General features: G+C 65.4%; 17 protein-coding genes. 9 read left to right on the top strand and 8 right to left on the bottom strand.

All coding sequences use genetic code 11. The features are described 5' to 3' along the window. Nucleotides 1-130: 130 nt before the first annotated feature. On the top strand, nt 131-1,054 hold the full coding sequence (locus ACKI1H_RS03085) for an SdiA-regulated domain-containing protein (protein ID WP_440467641.1): 924 nt from the start codon (nt 131-133) through the stop codon (nt 1,052-1,054). A gap of 21 nt (nt 1,055-1,075) precedes the next feature. Here the strand turns inward: ACKI1H_RS03085 and ACKI1H_RS03080 are convergent, their stop codons facing one another. The 3 genes from ACKI1H_RS03080 to rpiA all read right to left on the bottom strand — a co-directional run bounded on the left by ACKI1H_RS03080 (nt 1,076) and on the right by rpiA (nt 4,328). Next, nucleotides 1,076-3,019 carry an autotransporter outer membrane beta-barrel domain-containing protein gene (locus ACKI1H_RS03080; RefSeq protein WP_440467640.1) on the bottom strand — a complete coding sequence of 648 codons (1,944 nt, stop codon included), beginning with the start codon at nt 3,017-3,019 and terminating at the stop codon, nt 1,076-1,078. Nucleotides 3,020-3,232: 213 nt separating this feature from the next. Beyond that, a complete protein-coding gene (locus ACKI1H_RS03075) occupies nt 3,233-3,565 on the bottom strand; it encodes a YegP family protein (RefSeq protein ID WP_138524378.1) in 333 nt (110 codons plus the stop codon). A 91-nt stretch (nt 3,566-3,656) separates the two neighbouring features. Beyond that, on the bottom strand, nt 3,657-4,328 hold the full coding sequence (rpiA, locus tag ACKI1H_RS03070) for a ribose-5-phosphate isomerase RpiA (RefSeq protein ID WP_088420080.1): 672 nt from the start codon (nt 4,326-4,328) through the stop codon (nt 3,657-3,659). A 190-nt stretch (nt 4,329-4,518) separates the two neighbouring features. On the opposite strand from rpiA, the gene ilvA reads away from it, so the two are divergent. The 3 genes from ilvA (at nt 4,519) to ACKI1H_RS03055 (ending at nt 7,060) form a co-directional block, all read left to right on the top strand. Then, complete coding sequence (gene ilvA / locus ACKI1H_RS03065) at nt 4,519-6,045, top strand: threonine ammonia-lyase, biosynthetic (RefSeq protein WP_440468816.1); 1,527 nt, start codon at nt 4,519-4,521, stop codon at nt 6,043-6,045. A gap of 69 nt (nt 6,046-6,114) precedes the next feature. Continuing rightward, a complete protein-coding gene (locus ACKI1H_RS03060; protein WP_440467639.1) occupies nt 6,115-6,582 on the top strand; it encodes a DUF2269 domain-containing protein in 468 nt (155 codons plus the stop codon). Between the two features lie 10 nt (nt 6,583-6,592). Next, nucleotides 6,593-7,060: a DUF2269 family protein gene (locus ACKI1H_RS03055; RefSeq protein WP_440467638.1), complete on the top strand. Its 468-nt coding sequence runs from the start codon at nt 6,593-6,595 to the stop codon at nt 7,058-7,060. A 22-nt stretch (nt 7,061-7,082) separates the two neighbouring features. Here the strand turns inward: ACKI1H_RS03055 and ACKI1H_RS03050 are convergent, their stop codons facing one another. Both ACKI1H_RS03050 and ACKI1H_RS03045 read right to left on the bottom strand, forming a co-directional pair. Beyond that, a complete protein-coding gene (locus ACKI1H_RS03050; RefSeq protein WP_440467637.1) occupies nt 7,083-7,616 on the bottom strand; it encodes a hypothetical protein in 534 nt (177 codons plus the stop codon). Between the two features lie 29 nt (nt 7,617-7,645). After that, entirely contained in the window at nt 7,646-8,299 is a 654-nt protein-coding gene (locus ACKI1H_RS03045; protein ID WP_440467636.1) for an HAD family hydrolase, read from the bottom strand. Between the two features lie 147 nt (nt 8,300-8,446). Between ACKI1H_RS03045 and ACKI1H_RS03040 the strand changes: the two genes are divergently transcribed. The 3 genes from ACKI1H_RS03040 (at nt 8,447) to ACKI1H_RS03030 (ending at nt 12,347) form a co-directional block, all read left to right on the top strand. Continuing rightward, nucleotides 8,447-8,926, top strand: a complete 480-nt coding sequence (locus tag ACKI1H_RS03040) for an RNA pyrophosphohydrolase (RefSeq protein WP_017520843.1) — start codon at nt 8,447-8,449, stop codon at nt 8,924-8,926. Between the two features lie 31 nt (nt 8,927-8,957). After that, nucleotides 8,958-11,237 carry a phosphoenolpyruvate--protein phosphotransferase gene (gene ptsP, locus ACKI1H_RS03035; RefSeq protein WP_138524366.1) on the top strand — a complete coding sequence of 760 codons (2,280 nt, stop codon included), beginning with the start codon at nt 8,958-8,960 and terminating at the stop codon, nt 11,235-11,237. Nucleotides 11,238-11,321: 84 nt separating this feature from the next. Then, the gene (locus ACKI1H_RS03030; RefSeq protein ID WP_138524364.1) at nt 11,322-12,347 is read left to right on the top strand and encodes a sensor domain-containing diguanylate cyclase; all 1,026 of its coding nucleotides are present in this window, start codon (nt 11,322-11,324) and stop codon (nt 12,345-12,347) included. Here the strand turns inward: ACKI1H_RS03030 and ACKI1H_RS03025 are convergent. Continuing rightward, entirely contained in the window at nt 12,344-13,090 is a 747-nt protein-coding gene (locus ACKI1H_RS03025) for an NRDE family protein (protein ID WP_138524362.1), read from the bottom strand. The two genes, ACKI1H_RS03030 and ACKI1H_RS03025, sit on opposite strands and share 4 nt — an antisense overlap. Before the next feature lie 114 nt (nt 13,091-13,204). On the opposite strand from ACKI1H_RS03025, the gene ACKI1H_RS03020 reads away from it, so the two are divergent. Further along, nucleotides 13,205-13,987, top strand: a complete 783-nt coding sequence (locus tag ACKI1H_RS03020) for a sulfite exporter TauE/SafE family protein (protein WP_138524360.1) — start codon at nt 13,205-13,207, stop codon at nt 13,985-13,987. A gap of 20 nt (nt 13,988-14,007) precedes the next feature. Next, nucleotides 14,008-14,808 (top strand): prolipoprotein diacylglyceryl transferase, encoded by an 801-nt coding sequence (gene lgt, locus ACKI1H_RS03015; protein WP_045215607.1) that lies wholly within the window; start codon nt 14,008-14,010, stop codon nt 14,806-14,808. 229 nt (nt 14,809-15,037) lie between these two features. On the opposite strand, the gene ACKI1H_RS03010 is transcribed toward lgt, so the two are convergent. Both ACKI1H_RS03010 and ACKI1H_RS03005 read right to left on the bottom strand, forming a co-directional pair. Then, nucleotides 15,038-15,484 carry an NfeD family protein gene (locus tag ACKI1H_RS03010; RefSeq protein WP_440467635.1) on the bottom strand — a complete coding sequence of 149 codons (447 nt, stop codon included), beginning with the start codon at nt 15,482-15,484 and terminating at the stop codon, nt 15,038-15,040. After that, complete coding sequence (locus ACKI1H_RS03005) at nt 15,484-16,410, bottom strand: SPFH domain-containing protein (RefSeq protein ID WP_081515277.1); 927 nt, start codon at nt 16,408-16,410, stop codon at nt 15,484-15,486. Before ACKI1H_RS03005 ends, ACKI1H_RS03010 begins: the two co-directional genes overlap by 1 nt. Between the last annotated feature and the right edge of the window lie 105 nt (nt 16,411-16,515).

The raw sequence follows: 16,515 nt of genomic DNA, 5'->3' as shown, positions 1-16,515 counted from the left end.
CTCGTGCGAAAGGTCTGTCGACGGTCTTGCGCTAAGCTGACTCTAGCCTGCCAGCAGTGCTTGGTGGCCTTTAAGTTTGGCTTCAGGCGCTGCTGTCACTCTGCCACGCCATCCCCAGCCCGAGTCCTCCATGCGCCGTCTGCTCAAACCCCGCCGCCTGTTTTCGCTGCTGGCGCTGCTGGCCCTGGCTGCATTGCTTGCGCTGGGCCAGAGCTTCCGGGTCTACGAGCGCGTCTGGTTCAAGTTCAACGAGTGGCGCCATGCCGCGCAGTGGCAGGAACAGTCTCTCTGGCTGCCCGACTACCGGGTGGTGCTGGAGGCGCAGCCGATCGAGGGGCTGGAGGACAACGTCTCGGCGCTGACCTACGATCCGGACCGGCAGACCCTGTTCACCGTCACCAACAAGCAGAATGAACTGGTCGAGCTATCGCTGGAGGGCAAGGTGCTGCGCAGGATCGCGCTGCACGGCTTCGGCGATACCGAGGCCATCGAATACATCAGCCGCAATGTCTATGTGATCACCGACGAGACTCACCAGCGCCTGCTGCGTGTGGAACTGCGCGACGACACGAAGGAACTGCACGCCGAGGACGCCCAGCAGCTTGCCCTGGCCCTGGGGCGCGGCGGCAACAGCGGCTTCGAAGGGCTGGCCTACGACTCGCTGGGCAAACGCCTGTTCGTCGCCAAGGAACGCAACCCGGTGCATATCTACGAGGTGCGCGGCTTCCCCTACGAGCAGTCGACGCACCCCACCGCGGTGCATGTGGTGGAAGACCTCGAACACAACCGCAACCTGTTCGTTCGGGATCTTTCCAGCCTGCAGTACGACGAGCGCAGTGGGCACCTGCTGGCGTTGTCCGACGAATCCCGGCTGGTGCTGGAGCTGAGTGCCAATGGCGAGCCGATCAGTTCGCTGTCGCTGCTGCGCGGCATGCAGGGATTGCGACGCAGCGTGCCGCAGGCCGAGGGCATCGCCATGGACGACCAGGGAACGCTGTATCTGGTCAGCGAACCCAATCTCTTCTATGTGTTCAAGAAGCGCGAGGCACCCTGAGGGCGCCTCGCTTTCCTTCGATCAGAACTGCCACTGCACGCCGAGGGAGTAGGATGCCTGGCTGCCTTCGCTGTGAGCGAAGCGCGAATTGGCCTCAGCGAACACGCCCAACTGCTCGGTGACGGCCAGCAGGGCGCCGACCTGGGCGCGGCCGAAGTCCTTGTCCACGTCGCCCAGGTCAGCGTTGCGGGTGCGACCATCGCCCAGGGCAGTCAGCGCGATATCGTCGAGGCGGCCGTCGGCCAGTTCCTTCACCCAGCGCACGCTGGCATAGGGCTGCACGGCCATGCGGTTACCCAGCGGTAGCTCGCCGCGCAGGCCCCAGCCGAGGCTGGCTTCTACCGAATCGTAGTCCTGCTTCTCATAGCCCAGCGCAGTGCGCAGGTCGTCGTCTTCGTTGAAGTCGTCGATCTTGTAGTGCACAAAGTCGAGCCCACCCTGCGGCCCGGTCTTGATGCCGGCGATGTCGAAGTCATAGCCGCCGTCGACCCGTGCGCCCCAGAACCAGGCGTTGGTATCGCCGTCGATGCGCTGGTCGAGCAGCACCGGACCGTTGTTCGCCTTCAGGTACACCGAACGCTTGCTGTCGAAGTCGGCATAGCCGGCGCTCAGCTCGCCGCCCAGCCAGGCCGGGCCGCCATCGTTGAACAGGCCGTAGAGACCCAGCTGCCAGGTTTCCGCTTCCAGGCGGGCACTGTGGTCCAGGTTGTCGCGGCTGCGCTGGAAGCTCAGGCTGCCGCCGACCGTCAGGGCTTCGCTCGCGCGGTAGTCACCCAGCAGGTTCACGCCGGCGCGGTGCGAGCGCGGGTCGCCGGGCATGTCGAAGCCGCTCTCCGGAGTGGTTTCGCCTTCGACGCCGACGGCGCCGTCAAAGCTGCCGACGGGGCGCGAGCTGCCCAGCAGAGTCAGCCAGCGACGGTCGTGCAGTCGGGTCAGGGCCAGGTGCTGGCGTTGCAGCTGGTCTTCCATTTGTCGAGCCATGGCGCCGCCGGAAGCGGTGGAGGCGAGCAGGTCGGCGTTGGTCAGCTCCAGCACCAGCCGCGTGAGCAGGCGGGAGAAGTCGCGCAGGCGTTGGTCGATGCGCTCCTGACCGAAAGCGTTGGTGAGCACCTGTTCGTTGTCCAGGGTCGGGTTGTGCCAGGTGGCGCCCCCGGGAATGGCGGGATTGTCGGTCTGCTCGTAGCCATCCAGGTCGCCCAGCTCCCAGTTGGTGGCCTCGATGAACAGCACCGGGACGTTCAGGCCTTCGAAGCTTTCTCCGTCGCTGCAGCAACCGGTGCCGGCGGGGTATTCCTCGTTCAGGCCGGGGTTGGTGAACAGCGGGATCTTCAGCTCCTGTGCGATGCGCAGCAGCTGGTCGCGGTAGGCGCCCAGTGCGGGGTTGTCGACGCTGTTGAAGCCGGCGTGGGCGTACATCTTGTCGCCGGTGATCAGGCTGTCGAGGTTGATCATGCCCAGCAGGTTGCTGCGCTGCTCGTCGCTGAGTGAGGCGACATAGGCGCGGGAGCCGCGCAGGCCCTCTTCCTCGGCGCCGAAGCCGACCACTTCCAGGCCGTTCTCCAGTTCGATGCCGCCCAGGTTGCGAGCGATCTCGGTGAGCACGGCGGCACCCGAGCCGTTGTCGTCCAGGCCCTGCAGGGTCGGACGGCCGTAGTAGGTGTCGTAGTGCGCGCCGAGGACCACGTACTGACCGCTGCTGCCCGGAGCGCTGGCGATGACGTTCTGCGAGCTGCGGTTACCGGCCCAGGTGAAGTCCTGGAGCTGTGTCTGGTAGCCGAAGGCCAGGCGTGACTGCATCAGTGTTGTGGCGCCGGCGAAGCTGGCGGTGCCACGGTAACGGCCGGGGTAATCGTTGATCAGGGTGTCGAGGGTGTCCCCGGCATACTCCCCGTATTCATAAGCGTTGGTGTCGGTCGCCAACGCAGCGCAGCCCAGGCTGACCGCAACGGCTAAAGGTTTGAACACGGCACTTTCCTCTGTGTCGATTGGAATCGCATCGGTCTTCGATACGTGCGCCGGAGGAAAGCAGGATGCAGGCCGGTTCGCCGGAGATGGACGGAATTTGACGCGTCAGTGACCGAGGGTGTCGCGTCACTGTAACAGCGGTGATACACGGCCGGCGACAAGGCCGGCCGTGCGCAGCGGGTGCGCCGAAGCGCTCACCGAAACGGTGCGTTATCAGGTGTCGTCGCTGATAGGTGCGTCTGGCGCGTAGCGCTTGACCGCCGCCACGCCGGCTTCGGCAGTGGCCTTGCTGGCGTACATCTGGCTTTGCCCGACAACCTGGCCATTGGTGGCCTTGAGCACGAAGTAGTGCTTGCCGTTGGCTGCGACCTTGACCTCGAAGGCGCCTTCGCGCTGGGAGTTCTTGCGCACCGACTCGATGCCGTCCACGGCCGAGGTCTTGGCCTTGTACAGCTCGCTGGTCAGGACGATCTCGCCGTTGCTGGCGTGCAGGTTGAAGTGGAACTGGCCATCACTGGCCTTCTTCAGATGGTATTTGGCGGCCATGCTGCATCTCCCTTGGGGATTGAGGTCATCCCAGCGTAGACGGCAGCAGGCGCTCTGGAAGGCGCCATCCGCCGGATGGCGCCTCGCGGGCTCAGACCTTGAGCGTCTTCACGCCTTCAGCGGTGCCCAGCAGCAGCAGGTCGGCGGGGCGCGCGGCGAACAGGCCGTTGGTGACCACGCCGACGATGTTGTTGATCGCCTCTTCCAGCTGCACCGGGCTGTCGATGCGCAGGTTGTGCACGTCGAGGATGATGTTGCCGTTGTCGGTCAGCACGCCCTCGCGGTAAACCGGGTCGCCGCCCAGCTTCACCAGCTGGCGCGCCACGTGGCTGCGGGCCATGGGGATGACTTCCACCGGCAGCGGGAAGCCGCCGAGGATCGGCACCAGTTTGCTGGCGTCGGCGATGCAGATGAACTGCTTGGCGACCGCCGCGACGATCTTCTCGCGGGTCAGCGCCGCGCCGCCGCCCTTGATCAGCTCCAGGCGCTCGTTGGTCTCGTCGGCGCCATCGACGTAGAACTCCAGCTCGCTGACGGTGTTCAGGTCGTAGACCGGGATGCCGTGGCCCTTCAGGCGCTGGGCAGTGGCTTCGGAGCTGGCCACTGCGCCGTCGAACTCGGCCTTGTGCTTGGCCAGCAGGTCGATGAAGAAGTTGGCGGTGGAGCCGGTGCCCACGCCGACGATGCTCTTGCTGTCGAGGTGCGGAAGGATGTGGTCGACGGCGGCCTGGGCCACTGCCTGCTTGAGCTGATCCTGGTTCATGGCGAAGGGTCTTCTTACCTGGCTGGGCGCAAAAGCGCCGGGGAATAGTCGAGAGGGCGGATTATAGCGGCCCGGGGCGTGCCGGTGTTGCGCCGCCGGGCAACTGTTACGGTCATCTGCGCGCGGATTGTTCGGTGGCCCGCGCCGCGCCCGCTGGAGTAGACTCGCGGTTCCTCGAAAAGCCGCCGATATAGCCCTTCCGATGCTCGAACACTACGTCAAGAAGATCCTCACCTCGCGTGTCTACGACGTTGCCGTGGAAACGCCCCTGCAGCCCGCCCGCCAACTCTCCGAGCGCCTGGGCAACCAGATTCTGCTGAAACGCGAAGACCTGCAGCCGGTGTTCTCCTTCAAGATTCGCGGCGCCTACAACAAGCTGGCGCAGCTGAGCCCGGAAGAACTCGCCCGTGGCGTCGTCACCGCCTCCGCCGGCAACCATGCCCAGGGCGTGGCGCTGGCCGCCCGCGAGCTGGGCATCAAGGCCACCATCGTGATGCCGCGCACCACGCCGGAGCTGAAAGTCCAGGGCGTACGCGCCCGTGGCGGCAAAGCCGTGCTGCACGGTGATGCCTTCCCCGACGCCCTGGCGCACTCGCTGAAGCTGGTGGAAGAGAAGGGCTACGTCTACATCCACCCCTACGACGATCCGGACGTGATCGCCGGTCAGGGCACCGTGGCCATGGAAATCCTCCGCCAGAATCCCGGCCGCATCGACGCGATCTTCGTGCCCGTCGGCGGCGGCGGCCTGATCGCCGGCATCGCCGCGTACGTCAAATACCTGCGCCCGGAGATCAAGGTCATCGGTGTCGAGCCGGACGACTCCAACTGCCTGCAGGCCGCCAAGGCCGCCGGCGAGCGCGTCGTGCTCAGCCAGGTCGGGCTGTTCGCCGACGGCGTGGCCGTGGCGCAGATCGGCAAGCACAACTTCGAGCTGTGCAAGAACTACGTCGATGAGGTGATCACCGTCAGCACCGACGAGATCTGCGCGGCGATCAAGGACATCTACGACGACACCCGTTCGATCACCGAGCCGGCCGGCGCGCTGGCGGTGGCCGGGATCAAACGGTACGTCGAGCGCGAAGGCGTGAAGGGCGAGACTCTGGTGGCCATCGACTCGGGCGCCAACATCAACTTCGACCGCCTGCGTCACGTGGCCGAGCGCGCGGAGCTGGGTGAGAAGCGCGAGGCGATCATCGCGGTGACCATCCCGGAGCGTCCGGGCAGCTTCAAGGCTTTCTGCGAGGCCATCGGCAAGCGCCAGATCACCGAGTTCAACTACCGCTACAACACCGACAGCGAAGCGCACATCTTTGTCGGCGTGCAGACGCACCCGGAGAACGACCCGCGCGCGGCGCTGGTGCAGCAGCTGCAGGAGCAGGGCTTCCCGGTGCTCGACCTGACCGACAACGAGTTGGCCAAGCTGCACATCCGCCACATGGTTGGCGGCCATTCGCCGCGCGTTTCCGGCGAGCAGGTGTTCCGCTTCGAGTTCCCCGAGCGCCCCGGTGCGCTGTTCAACTTCCTCAACCGCCTGGGCGGCCGCTGGAACATCACCCTGTTCCACTACCGCAACCACGGCGCGGCCGATGGTCGCGTGGTGGCGGGCCTGCAGGTTCCGGAAGACGAGCGTCACCTGGTGGCGGCTGCGCTGGAAGAGATCGGCTATCCCTACTGGGACGAGACGGACAACCCGGCCTATCGCCTGTTCCTCGGCTGAGGATCAGGCCGAGGCGGCACGACTGCTGCTAGGCTTGTCGGAACGCCGCCTTCTTCACAGGGACTTGAAATGGAAAGCCTGCAGACCTTGCGCATCCTCCACGGCATCGCCGCCGTGCTGCCATTCCTGGCCATCATCGGCCTGGCCTGGTACGGCTGGCGCAGCTGGCGCGGTGGCGACGCCGGGGTGATCGCCAAGGCGCTGCAGCGCATCGGCCTGATCGGCTGGGTGCTGGTCGCCGGCAGCGTCGCCAGCCTGCCGGTCACCGGCTACCGCATGGTGCAGACCATCGGCTGGCCGCTGGGGCAGGCCTGGCTTCTGGGGAGCGCCTGTCTGCTGATCGTCGCGACGATCTTCTGGCTTTTGTTCACCACCCGCCTGTGGCGGATCCGCGATCTGGCACTGGCGGCACAGGGCAGTGGCGAGCCAATCGCCGCCGGCGCGGCACGGCAGTGGAAGTTCGGCCTGGCCTTCTTCGCACTGGCGCTGCTGTGCGTGATTGCCATCCTGGTGCTGATGATCAGCAAGCCGGTGTGATGCCCGCCGCGTGAACCTCTACCTGCTGCTCAAGACCCTGCACATCCTGTCTTCCACGCTGCTGTTCGGTACCGGGCTGGGGTCGGCCTACTACAGCTGGCGCGCCTGGCGCAGCGGCAACCTGGAAGCGATCCGCATCACCTTCCGCCACCTGGTTACCGCCGACTGGCTGTTCATCGCTACCACGGCGGTGTTCCAGCCGTTGAGCGGCATCGCCATGGCGCATATGGCCGGCTGGCCGCTGGATTCGGGCTGGTTGCTGTGGAGTCTGGGGCTTTATGTGTTCGCGGGCGCCTGCTGGCTGCCGGTGGTCTGGCTGCAGATCCGCGTGCGGGACATGGCTGAGACTGCGCACCGGGAAGGCGCCGCGTTGCCGCCGCGAGCCTTCCTCTATATGCGCTGGTGGTTCGCCCTGGGTTGGCCGGCGTTCCTGGCCTTCCTGGCGATCTTCTACCTGATGGTCAACAAGTCGCCATAGGACAGGCTGGCCCGGTCGCCTATCAGCAATTGAATACGGGCGCGTAGCGCGATTGTGTCTTGTGAAAGTGGATGGGGCGGATATCGAGGGCTTCGCCGTTCACCCTGATGACTGGCAAGAACAGGATGAACTCCTCCAGATCACCTTCGGAGAGCTTGGTACCGCGGGAGCGATTGTTGATCCGTGGATCGTTGCTCTGGAAACCGCCTTCCAGCAAAGACGCGCGAACGGTCCGGCGCTCTCCTGAGGGCAGCACCCACTCGACATCGGGAGAGTCGGCACTGATCCTTGCAGGTTTCGCGTCAGATTTGCCGTAGCGCCAGGTGAAGAGTCTCAACTCGGTGCCTTCGGACTGGCCCGCGATGGGCAAGGCCACATAGACGAGCAAGCTTTCCGAGCGATCCGCATTGAAATACTGCAGCGCCTGCTGGGCGCCAGGGCACGTTCTATCGATACTGCGGAGCTGGCCCGACTCCGATTCGGGGTGCAGGTAGGGGGCGGTACTACAAGCAGGCAGCGCCAGCATGCCAAGTAGAAGAATCAGTATGCGCTTCATCTCTTGGTCCCTTGTCTGGCGGCGGCGAGTCAGCGCAGGCTGATCACCGGCCAGCCGCGCTCGATAGCGGTGGCGCGGAGGGTGTCGTCGGGGTCGACGGCCACCGGATTGGCGACCTGCTCCAGCAGTGGCAGGTCGTTGCGCGAGTCGCTGTAGAAGTAGGCGTCGTCCAGAGTCAGCCCGGTTTCTTGCAGCCAGCGGTTCAGGCGGGTCACCTTGCCGCCCTGGAAGCAGGGTACGCCGCAGGTCTGGCCGGTATAGAGGCCGTCCTGCATCTCGCACTCGGTGGCGATCAGGGTTTCCACGCCCAGGCGCTCGACGATGGGCGCAGTGATGAAGCGGTTGGTGGCGGTGATGATCACCAGCTTGTCGCCCGCGGCTCGGTGCTCGGCCAGCAGGGCTTCGCCCTTGGCCAGGATGATGGGCTCGATGACCTCTTCCATGAACTGGCGGTGCCAGGTGGCCAGCTGGGCCAGGTCGGTGCGGCCGAGAATGGCCTGGGTGAACGCCTGGTAGGCGAACACGTCTAGCGTGCCGGCGACGTAGTCGGCGTAGAAGGCATCGTTGCGCGCCTGGTACTCGCCGGCATCCACCAGTCCCTTCTGGCACAGCCATTCGCCCCAGCTGTGGTCGCTGTCGCCGGCCAGGAGGGTGTTGTCGAGATCGAAGAGAGCCAGTCGCACGATGAAATACCGCCAGTTGCCAATACGGAAAAGTCGCCTAGAGTAACGGCTTTTGCCCACCCAGCACAGGACGCCGCAGCCCGCGTTGCCGCTGTCACAAGCTTTGTGGAACAATGCGGGCACACGCGATTTCGAGGATGTACCGCCGTGATCGATCCCGATGGTTTTCGCCCCAATGTCGGCATCATCCTTTGCAACGATGTCGGACAGGTACTGTGGGCACGGCGCATCAACCAGGAAGCCTGGCAATTTCCCCAGGGCGGCATCAACGCCCGAGAAACCCCTGAGGAAGCGCTGTACCGCGAACTGAACGAAGAAGTCGGCCTGGAAGAGCAGGACGTCAAGATCCTTGCCTGTACCCGGGGCTGGCTGCGTTACCGCCTGCCGCAACGCCTGGTGCGTACCAACAGCCAGCCGCTGTGCATCGGGCAGAAACAGAAGTGGTTCCTTCTGCGCCTGACCGGCGAGGAAAGCCGGGTGCGCATGGATGTCACCGGCAAACCCGAGTTCGACGGCTGGAAATGGGTGAGCTACTGGTACCCGCTGGGCCAGGTCGTGACCTTCAAGCGCGAGGTCTACCGCCGGGCCCTGAAGGAATTGGCACCGCGCCTGTTGGCGCGCGACTAGCACGAAGTTCAAGGAGTTAGACCCCCACGCCATGCTCAACACGCTGCGTAAGATCGTCCAGGAAGTGAACTCCGCCAAGGACCTCAAGGCGGCGCTGGGCATCATCGTGCAGCGCGTGAAGGAGGCGATGGGCACCCAGGTGTGCTCGGTCTACCTGCTCGACCCGGAGAGCAACCGCTTCGTGCTGATGGCCACCGAGGGCCTGAACAAACGCTCCATCGGCAAGGTCAGCATGGCGCCCAACGAGGGCCTGGTCGGCCTGGTCGGCACCCGCGAAGAGCCGCTGAACCTCGAGAACGCCTCCGAACACCCCCGTTACCGCTACTTCGCCGAGACCGGCGAGGAGCGCTACGCCTCCTTCCTCGGCGCGCCGATCATCCACCACCGTCGGGTGATGGGCGTTCTGGTCGTGCAGCAGAAGGAAAAACGCCAGTTCGACGAAGGCGAGGAAGCCTTCCTCGTCACCATGAGCGCCCAGCTTGCGGGCGTTATCGCCCACGCCGAGGCGACAGGCTCGATCCGCGGCCTGGGCAAGATGGGCAAAGGCATCAGCGAAGCCAAGTTCGTCGGCGTTCCCGGCGCCCCCGGCGTGGCCGTGGGCAAGGCCGTCGTGGTGCTGCCGCCGGCCGACCTGGAAGTAGTCCCGGACAAACCCATTGACGACGTCGAGGCCGAGGTCGAGCGCTTCAAGCAGGCGCTGGAATCGGTCCGCGAAGACATGCGCAACCTCTCCAGCAAGCTGGCTACCCAGCTGCGCAAGGAAGAGCGGGCGCTGTTCGATGTCTACCTGATGATGCTCGATGACGCCTCCATCGGGCTGGAAGTCAAACGCATCATCCGTACCGGCCAGTGGGCACAGGGCGCGCTGCGCCAGGTGGTCATGGAGCACGTGCAGCGCTTCGAGCTGATGGACGACGCCTACCTGCGCGAGCGCGCATCGGACGTGAAGGACATCGGTCGCCGCATTCTTGCCTACCTCCAGGAAGAGCGTAAGCAGTCCCTGACCTACCCCGACCAGACCATCATCGTCAGCGAGGAGCTGTCGCCGGCCATGCTCGGCGAGGTGCCCGAGGGCAAGCTGGTGGGTCTGATCTCGGTACTGGGTTCGGGCAACTCCCACGTTGCCATCCTCGCCCGCGCCATGGGCATTCCCACGGTGATGGGCGCGGTCGACCTGCCGTACTCCAAGGTCGACGGCATCGACCTGATCGTCGATGGCTACCACGGCGAGATCTACACCAACCCGTCGCCGCAGCTGGTCAAGCAGTACGGCGAAGTGGTCGCCGAAGAAAAGGAGCTGAGCAAGGGCCTGGCCGCGCTGCGCGAGCTGCCCTGCGAGACACTGGACGGCCATCGCATGCCGCTGTGGGTCAACACCGGCCTGCTGGCGGACGTGGCTCGCGCCCAGGAGCGCGGTGCCGAGGGTGTCGGGCTGTATCGCACCGAAGTGCCGTTCATGATCAACGACCGCTTCCCCAGCGAGAAGGAACAGCTCGCCATCTACCGCGAGCAGCTCTCCGCCTTCCACCCGCTGCCGGTGACCATGCGAACCCTGGACATCGGCGGCGACAAGGCGCTGTCCTACTTCCCGATCAAGGAAGACAACCCCTTCCTCGGTTGGCGCGGCATCCGCGTCACCCTCGACCACCCGGAAATCTTCCTGGTGCAGACCCGCGCCATGCTCAAGGCCAGTGAAGGCCTGGACAACCTGCGCATCCTGCTGCCGATGATCTCCGGCACCCACGAGCTGGAAGAGGCGCTGCACCTGATTCACCGCGCCTGGGGCGAGGTGCGCGACGAAGGCGTCGACATCCCCATGCCGCCGATCGGCATGATGGTGGAGATCCCTGCGGCCGTGTACCAGACCCGCGAGCTGGCGCGCCAGGTGGACTTCCTCTCGGTCGGCTCCAACGACCTGACCCAGTACCTGCTGGCGGTGGACCGCAACAACCCGCGCGTCGCCGACCTCTACGACTACCTGCACCCGGCGGTTCTACAGGCGCTGAAGAAGGTGGTCGACGACTCCCATGCCGAAGGCAAGCCAGTCAGCATCTGTGGTGAGATGGCTGGCGATCCGGCGGCTGCCGTGCTGCTGATGGCCATGGGCTTCGATTCCCTGTCGATGAACGCCACCAACCTGCCCAAGGTGAAATGGCTGCTGCGCCAGATGACTCTCTCCAGGGCCCGCGAACTGCTCGGCCAGCTGATGACCTTCGACAACCCGCAGGTTATCCATAGCTCGCTGCACCTGGCCCTGCGCAACCTCGGCCTCGGCCGCGTGATCAACCCGGCGGCGACCATCCAGGCCTGACGCTGGCGAACAACGCCCCCGGAGCCGTGCATTTCCGGGAGGCTCGAAGACGACAAGGCCGGCACACCGGCCAGGACGAAGCTTATGGAAGAGCTCGACGTCACGCCTTGCACGGAGGCCGATACCAGCGCCCGCACCCTGCGCTACGCCCTGAGCATCGTCAGTGATGGCATCTGGGACTGGGACATCCGCAGCAACCATGTCACTCGTAGCCCGAGCTGGTACGTCATGCTGGGCTATGACCCCGACAGCCTTCCGGAGAACGTCGCCACCTGGCACGAGATTATCCACCCTGAGGATTTCGGTCGGGTCATGTTCGCCTTCGATGCCTATGTGCAGGGGCGCAGCGGTGTCTACCGCGAGGAATATCGCTGCCGCTGCCTGGATGGCAACTACCTCTGGGTCAGCGATCACGGGCGCTTCTTCGAGTTCGATGATGACGGCAAGCCAACACGGATGATCGGTGCTCACCGTAACGTCCACGAGCGCAAGCTGGCGGAGCTGGCGCTGCAGGAGAAGAACCACGAGCTCCACCAGCTCAACCTGAGCCTGGAACTGCTGGTGCAGACCCGCACCGAGGCCCTGCGCGAAGCGAACCAGGCGCTGGCCGAACAGGCCGCTGTTGCCTTGCGCCTGTCCGAAATCGACCCGCTGACGCAGATCGCCAACCGGCGGCGCTTCGAGCATCAGTTGCATGCGGAATGGCAGCGACTGCAGCGGCATGGCCACGGCTGCTCGCTGATGATGTTCGACCTCGACCACTTCAAGCGGATCAACGACAGCCTCGGGCACCAGGCTGGCGACCGCGTGCTGGTGGCGGTGGCCGAGGTGGTGCGGCGGCGTTTGCGCGAAGAGGACTGCTTCGCCCGCTGGGGCGGCGAGGAGTTCATCGTGCTGCTGCCGGAGACCGCCTGCGAGGCAGCGCGCGAGCTGGCCGAGCGGCTGCGCCTGAGCCTGCGTCGGGCGGATATCTCACTACCCACCCAGCTCACCGCCAGTTTCTCGGTGACCGCCATGCGGCCCGGCGAGGACCTGATGGTGATGTTGCGCCGTCTGGACGACGGGCTCTACCGCGCCAAGCGTCAGCGCGACTGCATCGTCACCTGCTAGAGAGACAGAACGACTTCGCCCAGGCGCGCACCGCTGGGGCCGAAACTGTGTTCCAGCAGCTCGCGGCGGCCGTCGGCGTGGACGATCAACGCGGTGCTGGCACGGGTGCCGTAGGTCGGGCTGGCAATGAACACGCTGGAAAGCAGGCGCTCCGTCGCCAGGCCGACGCCGGTGTCCGGCAGTTCGGCTTCGCTGGGTTGGCGATTGTCGGCCAGCAGCGCCACCAGTGAGCCGGTGGCCGGCCTCTCCAATACAGCTTCCAGCCCGTTGCGGGCATTCAGCAGCTTGGGCCAGGGTGTGTTCAGCGCGGCGTTGGACAGCCCGTGCACACCCGGAGCCACCGCCACCGGCGGACCGACGCGAGGATTGAAGTAGCAGAGCTGCGCGGCGTCGCCCACCAGCAGGTTGAAGCCGCTGTAGTCTGCCGCGCGGCGGGCGACCTGCTGCAGGTACTCCAGCGGTGTTTGCCGGCCCTGCAGGAAGGCCGCCACCAGCTCGCCACGGGTGCGCGGGCCTACCGGCTGGCCGGGGTCGCGCACGTTGGTCAGGGCGGCGAAGCGGCCATCCGGCGCCACGCCCAGCCAGGTACCGCCGGCCTCGAGGTCTCGGCCGGCGTAGAGGCCGGGGTAGTCCTCCCAGGCTGCCAGCGGCAGCGTCGGGCGGGCATAGAACTCATCGCGGTTGGCCGCGACGATCAGGGGCGTGGCGTGGCCGGGACGCCAGGCGAAGACGATCAGGCACATGGGTCGAACTCCGTGGTGTTCCGGCAGTCTATCAACATCCGCCGATGTCCCGGAGTGGCTGGAGCGCCCGGGAGCCTTCGGCTACCATGCCCGCTTTGTTGCCCGAGGTTGCCCATGGAGTTCGTGCTCTACCTGGTGCTTGGCGCCTGCGCTGGCGTGCTCGCCGGCCTGTTCGGCGTTGGCGGCGGGTTGATCATCGTCCCGGCGCTGGTGTTCAGCTTCACCGCCCATGGCTTCTCGCCCGACGTGCTGACCCAGATGGCGGTGGGCACTTCGCTGGCAACCATCATCTTCACCTCGATCAACTCGATCCGCGAACATCACCGCCGGGGCGCCGTGCTCTGGCCGGTATTTGCCTGGATGACCGTCGGCATTCTGGTCGGCGGCGCGCTGGGTGCGCTCACCGCGTCGAAGATCCAGGGGCCGGTGCTGCAGAAGATCATCGGCAGCTTCGCCATCCTGGTGTCGATCCAGATGGCGCTGGGCCTGCAGCCCAGAAGCGAACGTGGACTGCCCGGGCGGTTCGGCCTGGGCGTGGCTGGCGGTGTGGTGGGCTGGGCTTCGGCGATCTTCGGCATCGGCGGCGGCTCGCTGACCGTGCCTTTCCTGTCCTGGCGGGGCGTCTCCATGCAACAGGCGGTTGCGACTTCCTCGGCTTGCGGCCTGCCGATCGCCATCGCTGGCGCGATATCCTTCATCGTCGTCGGCTGGCATAACGAAAAACTGCCGGAGATGAGCCTGGGTTTCGTCTACCTCCCGGCGCTGGTGGGCATTGCCGTCACCAGCATGTTCTTTGCCCGCATCGGGGCGCGGCTGGCGCATCGCCTGCCGGCGAAAGTCCTGAAGCGTTTGTTCGCCCTGCTGCTGTTCAGCGTGGGCTTGAGTTTTCTGATCTGAGTTCCTGCTAGGAGAAGCGGATGCTGCCTTATCCACAGATCGACCCGGTTGCCGTCGCGCTCGGGCCGCTGAAAATCCACTGGTACGGCCTGATGTACCTGATCGGCATCGGCGGCGCCTGGCTGCTGGCGTCGCGCAAGCTGAAGGATTTCGACCCGACCTGGACCAAGGAGAAACTCTCCGATCTGGTCTTCTGGGTCGCGTGTGGCGTGGTTCTGGGCGGGCGCCTGGGCTACGTGCTGTTCTACAACCTGGATGAGTACATCGCCAACCCGACGCTGATCTTCGAGGTCTGGAAGGGCGGCATGTCGTTCCACGGCGGGCTGATCGGCGTGATGCTGGCCACCTGGTGGTTCGGCAAGCGCAACAACAAGAGCTTCTTCCAGCTGATGGACCTGATCGCGCCGCTGGTGCCGATCGGCCTGGGCGCCGGGCGCATCGGCAACTTCATCAACGGCGAGCTGTGGGGCAAGGTGACCGACGTGCCCTGGGCGATGATCTTCCCCACCGGCGGACCGGAGCCGCGCCACCCGTCGCAGCTGTACCAGTTCGCGCTGGAAGGCGTAGCGCTGTTCGTCGTGCTCTGGCTGTTCACCCGCAAGCCGCGCCCGACTGCCTCGGTGTCTGGCCTGTTCGTGCTGTGCTACGGCATCTTCCGCTTCATCGTCGAGTTCGTCCGCGTGCCGGATGCCCAGCTGGGCTACCTGGCCTGGGGCTGGCTGACCATGGGCCAGGTGCTGTGCGTGCCGATGGTTCTGGGCGGCATCGCGCTGATGGTCTGGGCCTACCGCCGCGCTCCGGCGCAGCCGGCCGCGAGCTGAGCCTCGGCTGAATGAAAAAGCCCGCCGATTGGCGGGCTTCTTTATTCCGATCAGCTTAAGGCGCTGTTTCCGCTATGCAGGATGGTGTGGAGCGGAGCGATACCCATCAATGTGCTTACCAGTTATATCGATGGGTATCGCAAGCCCCACCCATCCTACACTCGTACTCGCGAACCAAAGTCCGCAGCGGGGCGGGTTCGCGAGCAATCTCGCTCCTACAGATTCCGTGTCAGATCGGTTCGACGATCAGCAGTACGCCATCCTGCCTGGTCACGCGCACCTGCGTGCCGACGGGCAGGTCCGGCCCGCTGACCAGCCAGACGCTGTCGCCAACGCGGATCTTGCCGCGCCCGCCGACGATGGCGTCATGCAGGGCGAACTGCCGGCCGACCAGCTCACTGCCTCGGCGGTTGAGGCTGGAGGGTACAGCCTGGCGCTTGTTGAGGCGCTGATGGTTCCACCAGTAAAGCGCGGTGAGGATCGCCAGCACGCCAAAGGCCAGGCACTGCCAGACCCAGTCCAGCCCCGGCAGCAGGAACGACAGGACGCCGGTCAGCGCAGCGGCGATGCCGATCCACAGCAGGTAGCCGCCGGCACCGAAGATTTCCAGGATCAGCAGGACGATGCCCAGGCCCAGCCAGTCCCAGAAGCCGAGGTTCTGGAGAAAGGCGGCCATCAGCTACGGCCCTTGGTTTCGCCGAAGGTGGCCTTGACGATCTCGCCGATACCGCCGACCGCGCCGATCACCTGGCTGGCTTCCAGCGGCATCAGCACGATCTTGCTGTTGTTGGAGCTGGCCAGTTGGCCGAGGGCGTCGACGTACTTCTGGGCGACGAAGTAGTTGATCGCCTGCACGTTACCGCTGGCGATGGCCTCGGAGACCACCTGGGTCGCCTTGGCCTCGGCCTCGGCCTGGCGTTCACGGGCTTCGGACTCGAGGAAGGCGGACTGCCGCAGGCCCTCGGCTTCAAGAATCTGCGCCTGTTTCTTGCCTTCTGCGGTGAGAATCTCGGCAGCGCGGCGGCCTTCGGCTTCGAGGATCTGCGCACGCTTGAGGCGCTCGGCCTTCATCTGGCTGGCCATGGCTTCCACCAGGTCGGCCGGTGGGCTGATGTCCTTGATCTCGATACGGGTGACCTTCAGGCCCCAGGGCGCGGTGGCTTCGTCGACGGTACGCAGCAGGCGTTCGTTGATCGCGTCGCGCTGGCTGAGCATGTGGTCCAGTTCCATGGAGCCGAGCACGGTGCGGATGTTGGTCATCACCAGGTTGCGTACGGCGTTTTCCAGCCCGCTCACCTCATACGCGGCTTGCGCTGCGTCGACCACCTGGAAGAAGCACACGGCGTCGATCTGCACGATGGCGTTGTCGGCGCTGATGGCCTCCTGCGGCGGCACGTCGAGCACGCGCTCCATCATGTTGATCTTCTGGCCGACGCGGTCGACCACCGGAATGATGATGCTCAGGCCCGGCTTCAGGGTGACGGTGTAGCGGCCGAAGCGTTCGATGGTCCATTCGAAGCCCTGGGGCACGACCTTGAACCCCATGAGGACGATGACGATGGCGAGGATGACGAACAGCAGGGCAACACTGCCGATTTCCATGCGAGAGACTCCTTGTCTGCTTGGGTAATGGGTGCGTAGATCGAGTGTAACCGGCACGCCGGGCGCGCATGCAGGAAAGTACAGCAGGCGCCCGAGGGCGGCTCC

It is taken from the genome of Pseudomonas sp. YH-1 (assembly GCF_051990045.1).
Lineage (GTDB): Bacteria > Pseudomonadota > Gammaproteobacteria > Pseudomonadales > Pseudomonadaceae > Pseudomonas > Pseudomonas nicosulfuronedens.
This window is presented reverse-complemented; position numbering and strand designations above follow the sequence as displayed.